This is a genomic window from Alteromonas sp. S015 (assembly GCF_036864485.1).
Taxonomy (GTDB): Bacteria; Pseudomonadota; Gammaproteobacteria; order Enterobacterales; family Alteromonadaceae; genus Alteromonas.
In genome coordinates this window covers 128517-141591 of record NZ_JAZETO010000010.1, presented here as the reverse complement: position 1 = coordinate 141591, position 13075 = coordinate 128517, and the positions used below count along the sequence as shown (strand labels likewise).

The 13075-nt window shown below is 45.6% G+C and carries 13 protein-coding genes; 4 read left to right on the top strand and 9 right to left on the bottom strand.

Going from position 1 to position 13075, the window contains the following annotated elements:
* Positions 1-27: 27 nt before the first annotated feature.
* Complete coding sequence (pdsR, locus tag V7R42_RS18010) at positions 28-717, bottom strand: proteobacterial dedicated sortase system response regulator (RefSeq protein ID WP_334021794.1); 690 nt, start codon at positions 715-717, stop codon at positions 28-30.
* Between the two features lie 737 nt (positions 718-1454).
* Between pdsR and V7R42_RS18005 the strand changes: the two genes are divergently transcribed.
* The 3 genes from V7R42_RS18005 to trmB are packed head-to-tail and all read left to right on the top strand — an operon-like array spanning position 1455 to position 3906.
* Positions 1455-2387: an ABC transporter ATP-binding protein gene (locus tag V7R42_RS18005; protein ID WP_334021792.1), complete on the top strand. Its 933-nt coding sequence runs from the start codon at positions 1455-1457 to the stop codon at positions 2385-2387.
* Between the two features lie 26 nt (positions 2388-2413).
* Positions 2414-3229: an ABC transporter permease gene (locus tag V7R42_RS18000; RefSeq protein WP_334021790.1), complete on the top strand. Its 816-nt coding sequence runs from the start codon at positions 2414-2416 to the stop codon at positions 3227-3229.
* Positions 3229-3906 carry a tRNA (guanine(46)-N(7))-methyltransferase TrmB gene (trmB, locus tag V7R42_RS17995; protein WP_334021788.1) on the top strand — a complete coding sequence of 226 codons (678 nt, stop codon included), beginning with the start codon at positions 3229-3231 and terminating at the stop codon, positions 3904-3906. The genes V7R42_RS18000 and trmB overlap by 1 nt, the downstream gene beginning before the upstream one ends.
* A gap of 96 nt (positions 3907-4002) precedes the next feature.
* Here trmB and V7R42_RS17990 read toward each other — a convergent pair whose 3' ends face one another.
* Positions 4003-4734, bottom strand: a complete 732-nt coding sequence (locus V7R42_RS17990; protein ID WP_334021785.1) for an EAL domain-containing protein — start codon at positions 4732-4734, stop codon at positions 4003-4005.
* 547 nt (positions 4735-5281) lie between these two features.
* Here V7R42_RS17990 and panP point away from each other — a divergent pair.
* A complete protein-coding gene (panP, locus tag V7R42_RS17985) occupies positions 5282-6916 on the top strand; it encodes a pyridoxal-dependent aspartate 1-decarboxylase PanP (RefSeq protein ID WP_334021784.1) in 1635 nt (544 codons plus the stop codon).
* Positions 6917-7017: 101 nt separating this feature from the next.
* Here panP and panC read toward each other — a convergent pair whose 3' ends face one another.
* The 7 genes from panC to sfsA all read right to left on the bottom strand — a co-directional run bounded on the left by panC (position 7018) and on the right by sfsA (position 13042).
* Positions 7018-7869 carry a pantoate--beta-alanine ligase gene (panC, locus tag V7R42_RS17980; RefSeq protein WP_334021783.1) on the bottom strand — a complete coding sequence of 284 codons (852 nt, stop codon included), beginning with the start codon at positions 7867-7869 and terminating at the stop codon, positions 7018-7020.
* A gap of 11 nt (positions 7870-7880) precedes the next feature.
* The gene (panB, locus tag V7R42_RS17975; RefSeq protein WP_334021780.1) at positions 7881-8675 is read right to left on the bottom strand and encodes a 3-methyl-2-oxobutanoate hydroxymethyltransferase; all 795 of its coding nucleotides are present in this window, start codon (positions 8673-8675) and stop codon (positions 7881-7883) included.
* A gap of 57 nt (positions 8676-8732) precedes the next feature.
* Positions 8733-9230: a 2-amino-4-hydroxy-6-hydroxymethyldihydropteridine diphosphokinase gene (folK, locus tag V7R42_RS17970; RefSeq protein WP_334021778.1), complete on the bottom strand. Its 498-nt coding sequence runs from the start codon at positions 9228-9230 to the stop codon at positions 8733-8735.
* Positions 9223-10542: a polynucleotide adenylyltransferase PcnB gene (gene pcnB / locus V7R42_RS17965; protein ID WP_334021776.1), complete on the bottom strand. Its 1320-nt coding sequence runs from the start codon at positions 10540-10542 to the stop codon at positions 9223-9225. The genes folK and pcnB overlap by 8 nt, the downstream gene beginning before the upstream one ends.
* Positions 10543-10640: 98 nt before the next feature.
* On the bottom strand, positions 10641-11564 hold the full coding sequence (gluQRS, locus tag V7R42_RS17960) for a tRNA glutamyl-Q(34) synthetase GluQRS (RefSeq protein WP_334021775.1): 924 nt from the start codon (positions 11562-11564) through the stop codon (positions 10641-10643).
* Positions 11565-11636: 72 nt separating this feature from the next.
* Complete coding sequence (dksA, locus tag V7R42_RS17955) at positions 11637-12086, bottom strand: RNA polymerase-binding protein DksA (RefSeq protein ID WP_025257553.1); 450 nt, start codon at positions 12084-12086, stop codon at positions 11637-11639.
* A 239-nt stretch (positions 12087-12325) separates the two neighbouring features.
* A complete protein-coding gene (sfsA, locus tag V7R42_RS17950; protein ID WP_334021772.1) occupies positions 12326-13042 on the bottom strand; it encodes a DNA/RNA nuclease SfsA in 717 nt (238 codons plus the stop codon).
* Between the last annotated feature and the right edge of the window lie 33 nt (positions 13043-13075).

The window sequence follows — 13075 nt, the reverse complement described above, 5'->3', positions numbered from 1 at the left end:
TGAAACGCGGTCTTAGTTGCAAGACAGTTACAACTGCCAGCGATACCCCATGCCGTAAACCGTGTCGATATGATCGAAGTTTGAGTCAAGCTGAACAAACTTCTTGCGCATACGTTTTATATGAGAAGTAATAGTGGTGTCGTCCACAACCATTCTAGACTCATCCATGAGCTGTTGGCGACTTTTCACATGGCCGGGGCGTTTGATGAGTGCATGTAACATCCAAAACTCTGTTACCGTTAATAAAACGGGCTGGTTTTGCCAGTTTACCGTCATTCTCGACACGTCTACTTTTAAGTCGCCAACTTTGAGTTCGTCTTTTTGCTCTGTGGGGGCAGCAAGTAGGTCTGTACGCCTAAATAGGGCGGCAATGCGTGCCAGCAGGTGGGCCATGCTAATATCTTTAGTCAGGTAGTCGTCTGCGCCCATTCTAAGGCCACTAATCGTGTCTACATCGTTATCCCGCGCTGTAAAAAAGATAATAGGGAGAGTTTGGGAAAGGCCTCGTAGTTGCTGGCAAAGCATAAAGCCACCTTCTATTTCGTCTTTCAAACCAATATCGATAATGGCTAAGTCGGGTAGGGTGTGGTTGAACGCTTCAGCGGCAGAAGGCCGGTCTTCATAGGCATTTACGTTATAACCCTGCGCTTTAAGCGCCATAATGTAGTTTTCGCGAATAGCCGCGTCATCTTCCACTAATGCAATTGTCTTTGGCATACATTAACCCGCAAATATAATTCTGATAGAGCGCACACTATACCTATGAATGGCAGCTGTTGCCTAAGTTCGGCATAAAATCCTCAAGCCTGCCTCATTTACGCCATATTTGAGAGTGGTCATAGTGAAACTTTAGATGGTATAACATTGAGAAACACGACTTTAAATAAGGCTCTGCACGCTAACCTACATGCTGATTGTACAGGCATTTTAAATCACCACCATATTTCCACAATTGCGCGCTTTTTTTGCCATGTATACCGTGTTTAATAGTATTTGTCTGTCGAGTTTAGTGTGCAGTTGTAAAGTGCACCAATCGAGCATGGCAGGTTGTACTGTTTCTCTATCTCATTGCTAGGAGGGCAAGAAACGGTACCGTGGAAGCGGTAAGGCTGAACTTCTACGTAAAAGTTTCAATTAGCTTAAAGCTACCCTTTGCGCTGCGTGCTCCCCCAACGGTACGCAGCGCTTTTTTTTAGGGTTGAAAAAAGGTGATTTTGCTCTCACTTAGAAGAGTGGGTAATTATCTATGCAGACTGGTATAAACTTAAACTGTTTAAAGCAACCACTAAACGCGAGTGTATTCATTTAATAGCATGAACTGGGTTACACTTCGTTGGCAATACATTGTTAGCACAAGATAACTGCATCTCACTCAAGTTGGTTAGGGCGTACTGACCTTTGGTTGGCATCAAAGGTCAATACGTCTTAGTGGTCACTCTCACTACGGGCAAATCATGAAAGCGTTGGACATTAAAGGGTTAACTAAAACCTACAAAGGTGGCGTACAGGCATTAAAAGGCGTCGACCTCACAGTAGAAGAAGGGGACTTCTTCGCATTACTCGGCCCTAATGGGGCGGGTAAATCTACCACTATTGGTATTATCAGTTCACTCGTTAACCAAACCAATGGCAATGTCTCAGTATTTGGCTACGATCTCACAACGCAAAAAGAGCAAGCGAAAGCCTGCATTGGTCTTGTGCCACAAGAGTTCAACTTCAACCAGTTTGAAACTGTACTGCAAATTGTATTGAATCAGGCAGGTTACTACGGCGTGCCCCGCAGTATTGCCAAAGAGCGCGCTAAGAAATACCTTGCTCAGCTTGACCTATGGGAAAAACGCGATGCCCGCGCGCGTGAGCTATCGGGCGGTATGAAGCGAAGACTAATGATTGCTCGAGCACTCATGCATGAGCCGAAACTACTTATTTTAGATGAGCCAACCGCGGGCGTAGATATTGAGATTCGTCGTTCAATGTGGGGTTTCTTAGAAGAGATTAACCGTCAGGGGATCACAATTATCCTCACTACCCACTATCTTGAAGAAGCAGAAATGCTGTGTCGCAATATCGCCATTATCAACAAGGGGACAATTGTCGAGAACACCAGCATGAAAGCTTTGCTGTCAAAGTTAAGCCTGGAAACCTTTGTGTTGGATATCAAAATTCCAGAGGGCATGTCGACTACAAATAATCTGCTTACAGGCTTTGAACACCGTTTGATTGACGACCACACCCTTGAAGTTGATGTTGAGAAAACGGAAGGGTTAAATCCTGTTTTCACCCAGCTAAGTGAAAAGGGTATTCAAGTAATGAGCATGCGCAATAAATCAAATCGCCTTGAAGAGCTATTTGTGCGTTTAGTTGAATCAGCGAAGCAAGCTGGCTAAACCCACAGCAGGTAAAGGTGAAGAACATGAAAACTGAAAGTACACAAATGAACACAGAAGAAAACGTGGGTTGGTTCAAGCAAAACTATGTGGCGCTAACTACTATTTGGATAAAGGAATGCACGCGCTTTTTGCGCATATGGGTACAAACTCTCGTACCGCCAGCTATTACAATGAGTTTGTATTTCGTTATATTCGGTAGCCTTATTGGTAATCGCATAGGCGAAATGGGTGGCTTCACTTATATGGAGTTCATTGTGCCCGGTCTTATTATGATGTCGGTGATCACAAACTCTTACGCCAACGTGTCGTCTTCATTTTTCAGTGCTAAATTTCAGCGCAATATTGAAGAGCTATTGGTGTCACCTGTGCCCACTTCGGTCATTATACTGGGGTATGTTGGCGGCGGTGTGGCTCGCGCTATTCTCATAGGCATTATCGTTACCTTGGTGTCGCTGTTTTTCGTTGACGTTCAAATCCATCACCTAGGCATTATCGCGCTAACGTTATTGCTTACCTCTACCTTGTTCGCTACGGCAGGCTTGATTAATGCGGTATTTGCGAAAACCTTTGATGATATTAGCGTGGTCCCGACGTTTGTATTAACACCATTAACTTACTTAGGTGGCGTGTTTTATTCTCTATCGCTACTGCCTGAATTTTGGCAATGGGTAAGTAAAGCGAACCCTGTTGTTTATATGGTTAACGGATTTCGCTATGGGTTCTTGGGGGTCTCTGACGTAAATGTAACCTTGTCGCTTACATTACTGGTAGGCTTCAATGCGCTGTTATTTAGCGTAGCTTACTACCTACTTAAAACGGGTAAAGGTATTCGTAGCTAATGGCCAGCGGTAATTCTAGAGAAATCACAACATCGCAGGTAGGCATTCACGATAAGTTAGACGACTTAGTGAAAAAGTACCAAGCAAGTGAAAACAAGCGACCTATTAGCGACCATACGCAGGCAGCTTTTGACGATGTCAGTGCGTGGCTTGATGGCTTCAGCGACGCTAGTAGCGAGATCATTTTAGATTCTTGCTGCGGCGTTGGTGAAAGTACGGTGAATATTGCAAGAGCGAACCCCAATGCGCGCATTATTGGTATTGATAAGTCGGCGCTGCGGGTGGATAAACATGAACATTACAGTGCGCAGCAAGACAACTATCGGGTCATTCGTGCTGATGTGAACGACTTTTGGCGCTTGGTTAAGCAGTCTAATTGGAACGTAACTCAGCACTTTTTACTGTACCCCAACCCTTATCCTAAAAAGACCCAAGTTCAAAAGCGCTGGCATGGCAGTGCCGCTATGGTGGACCTGATGGCCATCACCCCTAATATTGAGGTGCGTAGCAACTGGCTTATTTATTTGATGGAATTTGCACTAGCGGCTACACATTACGGCATGTTGTCTGATTTATCGGAAGTCACCGGCGATAAACACATGACGCCGTTTGAGCGAAAGTACCGTGATAGCGGTCAATCGTGCTGGCAGCTCAACTGTCGTAGTGAAGAAAGCTGAGCCTGCTATAGTAACAATAACTACTGGAAGCTAGCAGAAGTGAAGTGAGATGAACATCTCGCCCCGCTTGCTATTCAAATTTATATAATTCGCTTGTTAATGGCGCGCAGTGGCACTTCGCACGTTTGCCATAGGCGGGCTGAACACATAACCCTGCGCATAACGTATAGGCAGTCGCTTCACTCTTTCTAAATGCGCCTCATCCTCAACATGCTCGGCAATAGTACTAACGCCATGTCTTTCACACAGCGACAATAGATAGTCTACATATTCTCTCACTGCTTCTTGCTCGTCGTAGTGTTTGATTAACCCGCCAGCTAGCTTTATTCCCCGAACCGGCAAGTTCATTAGTGCACGTATATTACCCGGGCACGCTCCAACGTTGTCGATGAAAACACCTAGCCCTACGTGCATACTTTTTTCGATAAATGCAGTAAGGCTTTTCGGGTTAGATAAGGCAGTAGAGGCACTCACTTCTATACTTACACGCTCCGGCGTGGGGTAGCTTGCTAAATGAGTGATGAGGGTATTGGTAAGCGCTAAATTATGCAGGTCATTGGCGGTTATATTGATGTTCCAAGGAATATTGACGTCGTGAAAATAACTTGCGCATTGCACAAACATACTCGCCGCAAGCGTATTTACGTGTTGTTCTCGTTCTATAAGATAGAGGAATTCGCTAGGTAGGAAAGTCTTGTCACCTCGGGTAATCAAGCGCGCCAGACACTCGTAACGCCATACCCCTTGGCTTTGTAAATCAACGATAGGTTGAAAATAAGGCACGATATCATCGATAGAGAAATCCTCGGCAATCTCACGAATGGGCATAAACAGACCCCCTTGCTTTGAAGCAGTACTTTATCGCTGCGATGAATGTTTGGATATAAGTTCAATGGCTTTTTAGGCTCGCAATTTGAAGATGGAAAAACAATACGAGAGACCCTTGTGGGTACTATTCATAAATTAAATATAGTAGAGACTGAAGAAATTTGCGGTACAAAATTCGTGGGAATCCGTTTAAACACCTGTACATAATGCGCTTTTATATAAGTTTTGAACTTGTTATAAAACCTTAATAGTCATTTAAATGCTGTGTGCTAACCCTTGGCGAGCATTGCAATCTGATGTAAAGTGCCACACCCTGAAAGTGTTGTGATAAGTTTTCAGGTTTGGCAACGAAAGGACCGCGTCAACGCGCATTAGCCCAGCCGATATACCGTTGGGGATATTGGATAAATAGCTACACCGAGTATCGTATGCTAGTTGGCTAAAAGGAAAAGTAAGTGTCAGGCCGGTGTCCTACAAAACCGCCTGTTGATTTCGCCCAATGAATGTAAGCGAAATGTGTGATTGTTTTAAGTATGAGGTGTGTTGAGTGGGTGAAGCGCAAGTTAGTTTAGAGCACCTGTTTAGGGTCTTTACCAAACCTGAACACAAAGACTCAAAGCTGGCTCAAATAGAGCAGCATTTATCTGACAATATCTTAGATTTTTTGTCGCAGCACGTAGTGACAAAAAAGACGTCGTTAGAAGAAATTGAAAAAGACTTTTCAGACTCAAAGGTGCCTGAATCACCTGAGTTCGTGTCTACTCATGCTGAAAGCTTGTTAGATAAGCTCGTTGCGCATTCAGTTAATACTTATTCGCCTACCTTTATTGGTCACATGACCTCAGCGCTGCCCTATTTTCACCTGCCGCTTTCTAAGTTAATGGTAGGGCTTAACCAGAACCTGGTTAAAATAGAAACGTCTAAAGCTTTCACGCCGCTAGAACGTCAAGTGCTGGGTATGATGCACAACCTTGTGTACGATCAGCGTCAAAGCTTTTACGATAACCATCTTCACAGTGCAGCTCATTCTTTGGGGGCATTTTGCTCTGGCGGAACCATTGCCAACATCACTGCCTTATGGGTGGCTCGCAACAAATTACTTGGCCCGCAAAAAGGGTTTTCAGGCGTGGCTAAGGCAGGTCTTGCCGCTGCCTATCGTCACTACGACATTAACAATTTAGGCGTGATGTGTAGCAAGCGCGGCCATTACTCGCTGTCAAAGGCTGTAGACGTATTAGGCCTAGGTCGTGAGCAGTTGCTGACTATTCCCGCACCGAAACAAACCCTAGACCCAGCGAAAGCCCTTCGCATTGGTAAACGTTATCAAGAAGAGGGCAATAAGCTCCTTGCTATCGTTGGCGTGGGCGGCACCACCGAAACAGGACACGTAGACCCGCTAGACGAGCTTGCTGATGTAGCTAAAGAATTAGGCTGCTGGTTTCATGTAGACGCAGCCTGGGGCGGCGCTACGCTATTCTCGGCGCGCTATCGCGACAGACTAAAAGGTATTGAACGCGCAGACTCAGTTACTATTGATGCGCATAAGCAAATGTACGTGCCTATGGGCGCAGGAATGGCGCTTTTCAAAGACCCACAAAATGCCAATGCGGTAAGACATCACGCCCAATATATTTTGCGTGCAGGCTCTAAAGACTTAGGTGCTACCACGCTGGAAGGCTCCCGAAACGGTATGGCCATGATGGTGTACTCGGCGCTACATATATTCGGCCGTAAAGGGTACGAGCTACTTATTGATCGCAGTATTGATAAAGCCAAAGACTTTGCGCAGATGATTGATAAAGCCCAAGACTTTGAATTGACGACCACACCTATTCTGTCACTGTTGACCTATCGCGTATGTCCCGCTGAGGTGCAGGAAAAGTTGAAGCATGTGAATGCTAAAACGCGCAATGCTATTAATGAAAAGATTGATGCCCTTGTTGTTGCGGTACAAAAGCAACAGCGTGAAGCAGGTAAGTCTTTTGTATCTCGTACTCGCCTGGAAGCGCCAGATTACCCTTCTCAATGTATTACGGTGTTTCGTGTAGTGTTAGCTAACCCATTAACGAGTCACAACGATTTGGCCGCGATTTTGGCTGAGCAGCACTTAATTGCGAAAGAAACCAAGGCATGGAAAGAGTTAATGGATTTTGTTCGCGAAATGGAAACCGTTGCTTCTTAACGGCTCATTCCTACGACAACAAAAAACGCCCGGTGCAGGCTCTGTTTAGGAGTAATGCATTGGGCGTTTAGTTTTACGCGTCGCGAAAAAGTGGCTTATGGTTACTCTCGCGTAATTTGCATATTATCAATTAAGCGCGTCTTACCCATAAACATAGCAACCAGCAGCACCAGTTCTTTGTCGTTATCGCTGGCCGGTTCAAAGGTAGCTGCGTTAACCACCTGACAGTAGTCTTTCTCAAAGCCTTTTGCTTCAAGATTACTGATCATGGTGCTTTCAAGCTCAGTAAAGTTGGTGGCACCATTTTCAATGCCCGCTTTAACACACTGCATTTCTGCAAAAATAGCACTCGCGGTCGCTTTTTCTGCATCTGTCAGATAACCATTCCTAGAGCTCATAGCCAGACCTGACGCTTCGCGCTCGGTAGGCACCCCGTGAACCTTCACTGCCATTGATAAATCGCGAGCTAATGCGCGAATAACTTGTAGCTGTTGAAAGTCTTTCTCACCAAAATATGCATCGTCTGGCTGTACCATATTAAACAGTTTGGTAACTACTGTAGCTACGCCGCGAAAATGCCCAGGGCGACTCGCGCCACAATGTGAGTCTGAAATGCCGGGTACTTCAACGAAAGTTTGCGCGTCCAGCCCCGCCGGATACATTTCCGCAACGCTAGGTAAAAACACGGCATCTGCACCCACTGAAATCAGCTTAGCTTTATCTTCTTCGATAGTGCGTGGATAGGCGTCTAAATCTTCGTTCGCGCCAAACTGCATGGGGTTGACAAAAATGCTAACTACCACTTTGTCGTTGTGCGCTTTCGCCTTTTTAACCAGTTTGAGATGACCATCGTGCAGGTTGCCCATCGTGGGCACAAAACCTACGGTTTCACCATCACGTCGCCATGCATTCACTGTGCTGCGCAATGTTGAAATGCTATCAACCACCTTCATAATTTACCTCGTTACTCGAAGCTGTGTTCAGCCGATGGAAATGCACCGCTTTGTACGTCTTCAATATACTTTGCTACGGCTTTGCGCATATCGCCGGTTTCTAAAAGGTAGTTCTTTGAGAACTTAGGCATGTAGTTGGCGCTTATACCAAACATATCATGCATTACCAGAATTTGACCGTCGGTATCTTTGCCCGCGCCAATACCAATAACCGGTATGGTCAGCGCTTCACTTACCGCTTTGCCTAGCGATGAAGGCACACACTCAAGCACCAATAACTGAATACCCGCTTCTTCCAGCGCTTTCGCTTCGCTAAGTAGCTTTTCAGCTTGGCTTGCTTCGCGGCCTTGCACTTTAAAACCACCAAATACGTGCACTGACTGAGGCGTTAAGCCTAAATGACCACACACAGGTACGCCGCGCAGGTTCAAGCCTTTAATCGTGTCGCACAACCAGCTTCCGCCTTCCATCTTAACCATACTTGCACCCGCAGCCATGAGTTTTGCAGCGTTGGCGTAAGTTTGCTCTGGAGTGGCATAAGACATAAATGGCATATCAGCTAGCACGAAGGCGCGCTCAGTACCACGACGCACACTTTTCGTGTGGTAGGCAATGTCGTCGATGGTTACCGGTAGGGTGTCATCCTCACCTTGAAGAACCATGCCTAGAGAGTCGCCGATAAGAAGGGCGTCCACGCCTTGTTCGTCGAACATTTTGGCAAAGCTGGCGTCGTAAGCGGTTAAAGACGTGATCTTTTCCCCAGCCTGCTTCTTTTTAAGCAAACCCGATACAGTTACTTTCTTCATGACATGTCTCTGTTTGATATTGTTGATATCGTGTGGCGAACTATACGGATTTTGCCGCTAATTGGAAGAGCGTAGGCGACGAAGTCCGTCGAGTGAACAGTTAGCAACCCACGCAGAAATGGGTTTGCCGTCATGCATAACCATATTGGGTGCAATTTCAAACAGCGGCACCATAACGAACTCACGTTCAGCCATTCCATAATGCGGAATAATTAAGTCTGCGGTATCGATATTTTCGCTGCCATAAAGCAAAATATCGAGGTCTAGGGTTCGTGGCCCCCAACGCTCGCCTTTGCGCTCACGACCTTCTTCCAGCTCAATCCGTTGAAGTTGTTTCAATAACCCGTGTGGTTTTAACGACGTCTCAATTAAGCAAACCGCGTTAATATAGTCAGGTTGGTCTAGCGGCCCCATCGGTTTACTGGAATAAAGTGAAGAGGTTTTAAGTACCCGGGTGTCCTCTAGTTGACCAATAGCATCAAACGCGCGCCGTGCTTTTCCTTGGCTATCACCAAGGTTGCTGCCTACTCCAATATACACATGCTCTTTATGCATCAGGGCCTCGTTTCGCTGGTTTACGCTTGCGCTTGCGCGGTGGTCCTTTCGCTCCGCCTTCACTTTTTCGAAGGGCATTGAGCATCCCTTTTTGTTTACCATTGTCCGCGTGCTGGAAGTGTGTCCACCACTGAGCGAGCTCTAGCAAATCCCCACCTTCTATTTGCCCTCGAACTAATAGAAAGTCATAGCCGGCTCTAAATTTAGGGTGCGTAAGTAATTGAAAGGCACGTCGACCAAAGCGTTTCGGCAAACGCTGCTGTAGAATCCAGATATCTCGCACCACGGTAGAAAAGCGCTTAGGGATCATTATACGTTGCGTCTGACGGGCGATAACTTCGCCTGATGCAATGTTAAACGCATCGTGAGCGTTTAAACCTGATTCGCTTTGCAAGCGTTGCGACTGCTCTTCAACCGGATACCATAGTAGTGCGGCATAAAGGAACGCTGGTGTCACACGCTGGTTGCTATTAATGCGCTCGTCGGTATTGGCAAGTACCCGACGTACAAACTGCATCTCTCGGCTGTTTTCATCCTTTAAAAACGGCGTTAGCTGAGGAAATAAAGGCTCTATTAAGCCGTATTCGTGCAGCATTAAGAAGGTTTCTTCTCCCTTACCCGATAAAAACAGTTTGAGGGTTTCTTCAAACAAGCGTGCCGGTGGAATGTTCTGTAAAAGGTTTGCCAGAGACTTAATTGGCGCTGCGGTTTTCGCTTCAATGCGCATACCAAGCTTAACGGCAAAGCGTACTGCACGCAGCATGCGTACTGGATCTTCACGGTAGCGGGTTTCCGGGTCGCCAATTAACTCAACTTCTCGTTTCTCTATAGCAGCTAAGCCATTAGCAAAATCTTTTACCGTAAAGTCGGCCACGCTGTAATACATGGCGTTAAAGGTAAAGTCACGACGTTCGGCATCTTCTTCTATAGTGCCAAATACGTTATCACGTACAAGTTGACCTTCGGCATCACGCTTTCCTAATGATTTACCCTTTGGAAGGTCATCATCTTCGTCTGATTCTTGGTGATGCCCTCTAAAGGTCGCCACTTCAATAATTTCACGGCCAAAAACAATGTGTGCAAGACGAAAGCGCCTTCCTATCAAGCGACAATTTCTGAACAAACCTTTAATCTGTTCAGGAGTAGCGTTGGTCACCACGTCGAAGTCTTTCGGTTCGTGCCCCATCAAAATGTCGCGTACACAGCCCCCTACCAAATAGGATTCGAAGCCAGCTCCATTAAGGCGATACATTACTTTCAATGCATTTGCGCTTACGTCTTCGCGAGATATACCGTGTTCTCCACGGGTCATAGTCCTTGGCTTCAAAGCGTTAGGAGACGAACTCTCTTTTGAAAAAGCGCGCTTAACAGATTTAAAAACACGATGAATGATGATGGTATCTCCGCAGACTATAAAGGTTCGTTATAATAAGTGGATTCATGCTGTGGAACAATAATTTCGGGCGTTTTCACTACTTTTTTCCTATCCCACATTGAAATTGCTGTTTTAAGCGCCGAATTAATATCACTAAATTCTGACGCATTTGGAAAGGAAAAGCCCAAAAAGTGCATCACACGCACAATATTGCTTAGCGCTTTTTCGTTTTTAACCGGCGCTGCACGGTTTTGTTTACTTAGTTTTCTGCCTTGTGCTACGGCCGCTACCGGCACGTGACCGTACTCAGGGGTAGTGTAACCTAGCGTGTGGTACACGGCGCGCTGTAAAGGCGTCACGTCAATTAAGTCACAGCCTCTAATGACATGATTAACCTGTTGAAACACGTCATCTAAAATGACGACAAGGTTATACGAAAACAAGCCATCTCGTCGTTTCAGCACTACGTCTTCGGCTATTAAATCAGTGTTTGAATTAGAGGGCAAAACTTTGCCCATGAGCTTGTCATTAAAGGGTTCAAGTTGTGAATCTACCTTTAAACGAACCGCACATTCTTGTGTAGCAGAATACACCGTTTTGTTACGACAGTGGCCGTTATAAATACCGCCCATAGCCTTAATTTGCTTACGGGTACAGGTACAAAAGTAGGCTTTTTCTTGTATAAGCAAGTCATCGAGAACCGCTTGATAGCGGGCATGTTGTTGACTTTGATAGATGACGTCGCCGTCCCAATACAGGCCGTGGGCTTCTAACGTGGTGAGTATGTCTTTATCGACACCTGCAATACAGCGAGGCTCGTCAATATCTTCCATGCGTAGCAGCCATCTTCCGCTATGGCTTTTAGCATCTAGGTAGCTGGCAACAGCGGTAACTAACGAACCGAAATGGAGTTGGCCGGATGGAGAGGGAGCAAAACGCCCTACATAGTGATCATGCATAATAAAGGCTTAACAAAAAGCCCCATCTTTTCGGGATGAGGCTCTCTATATCAACTAATCGAGGCGAGTATTTTAACCTTGAAGTTGCTTTTCTTTAATTTCAGCCATGGTCTTACAGTCGATACATAAATCTGCTGTAGGACGCGCTTCTAAGCGACGAATACCTATCTCAATACCGCATGAATCGCAGAAGCCGAAATCATCTTCTTCAATTCGCTTAAGCGTTTTTTCAATTTTCTTTATTAGCTTACGCTCACGGTCACGTGTACGTAACTCAAGGCTGAACTCTTCTTCTTGAGCTGCACGGTCCACAGGGTCAGGGAAGTTTGCTGCTTCATCCTTCATGTGCGTTACCGTACGGTCAACTTCTTCACGAAGCTGGTTGCGCCATGCTTTAAGCAATAGACGGAAGTGCTCCATTTGGGGCTCGCCCATGTATTCTTCGTCAGCTTTTGGCTCGTACGGCTGTAAACCGGCCAGCGCTAATAGTCCTAGGGATTTTGTTTCTTTTCCTGTTGGCATCTGCCACATCTCCTACACTACGACATCCATCTTGTCCTGATTGGACCGATATCTATATCAGACTCGACAACTTCAGGCAATCAATCGTGTCTATGTAATTATTATGCTGGTGTATTGCATTCATAAATTAGCCAGATATGTTCACTTAACCAGCTGGCTACCAGCAAACGCATTAGTGCGTTCTCCCACTAAAACAAGGCGCAAATATGAAGGCGAAATGAAAAAAATCAACCTATTTTTTATAAAATCAGAGGGAGTGTTTGATTTAATAGGATTTTTTGTTCGTCTATTATACAGCTTGCCGCTAAAACCGTAACGCCAGCGTTTGCGGCAATCTTTACGCTTTCTGCATAAGTTGGATCAATATGGTCAGCCACTTGTACGCTGTCTATTGCGGTGTGTTGTACGCAGAACAATAGACTGGTCTTTATACCATTGTCAGATAAACGAGCAAGTTCTAAACAGTGTTTTGCGCCGCGCTGGGTAACAGCATCGGGAAAGAACCCTCTATTTTTGTCTGCTAGAGTGACAGATTTAACCTCCATATACTCAGTAAGACTCTGATGTTCTGAATTTTTTCGGGTTAATGCAAAGTCAAACCGGCTATTGGCGGTTGGGGGTGTTACTTCTGCTTTCCAATCTGTGATGTCTGAAAATTCGTTTAGTACCTTGTTATCTAGTGCTTCCGCCACCAATTTATTAGCATTGTGCGTATTAATGCCGATGAAGTGACCATCAAACGTTTGGGCAAGTTCCCATGTATACTTGAGTTTTCGATTAGGGTTGGTGGACTCACTTAAAAAGACGGTGTAACCCGGTACTGCGCATCCAGTCATGGCGCCGGTATTAGGGCAGTGTGCGGTTACAATAGTGCCGTCGTCTAACTCAACATCGGCAAGAAATCGCTTGTACCTTTTTATAAGGGTGCCGCGTAATAAAGAAGGTGAAAACTTCATATGTCGCCTTTTTTAGAATGTAGGTGAAAACAC

What these genes read in the sequence shown, in the direction of transcription:
- pcnB (WP_334021776.1), bottom strand. Translation starts at nt 10,542, where the DNA reads ATGACCCGTGGAGAACACGGTATATCTCGCGAAGACGTAAGCGCAAAT.
- gluQRS (WP_334021775.1), bottom strand. Translation starts at nt 11,564, where the DNA reads ATGCATGATCACTATGTAGGGCGTTTTGCTCCCTCTCCATCCGGCCAA.
- pdsR (WP_334021794.1), bottom strand. Translation starts at nt 717, where the DNA reads ATGCCAAAGACAATTGCATTAGTGGAAGATGACGCGGCTATTCGCGAA.
- sfsA (WP_334021772.1), bottom strand. Translation starts at nt 13,042, where the DNA reads ATGAAGTTTTCACCTTCTTTATTACGCGGCACCCTTATAAAAAGGTAC.
- panC (WP_334021783.1), bottom strand. Translation starts at nt 7,869, where the DNA reads ATGAAGGTGGTTGATAGCATTTCAACATTGCGCAGCACAGTGAATGCA.
- V7R42_RS18005 (WP_334021792.1), top strand. Translation starts at nt 1,455, where the DNA reads ATGAAAGCGTTGGACATTAAAGGGTTAACTAAAACCTACAAAGGTGGC.
- trmB (WP_334021788.1), top strand. Translation starts at nt 3,229, where the DNA reads ATGGCCAGCGGTAATTCTAGAGAAATCACAACATCGCAGGTAGGCATT.
- folK (WP_334021778.1), bottom strand. Translation starts at nt 9,230, where the DNA reads ATGCATAAAGAGCATGTGTATATTGGAGTAGGCAGCAACCTTGGTGAT.
- V7R42_RS17990 (WP_334021785.1), bottom strand. Translation starts at nt 4,734, where the DNA reads ATGCCCATTCGTGAGATTGCCGAGGATTTCTCTATCGATGATATCGTG.
- V7R42_RS18000 (WP_334021790.1), top strand. Translation starts at nt 2,414, where the DNA reads ATGAAAACTGAAAGTACACAAATGAACACAGAAGAAAACGTGGGTTGG.
- dksA (WP_025257553.1), bottom strand. Translation starts at nt 12,086, where the DNA reads ATGCCAACAGGAAAAGAAACAAAATCCCTAGGACTATTAGCGCTGGCC.
- panB (WP_334021780.1), bottom strand. Translation starts at nt 8,675, where the DNA reads ATGAAGAAAGTAACTGTATCGGGTTTGCTTAAAAAGAAGCAGGCTGGG.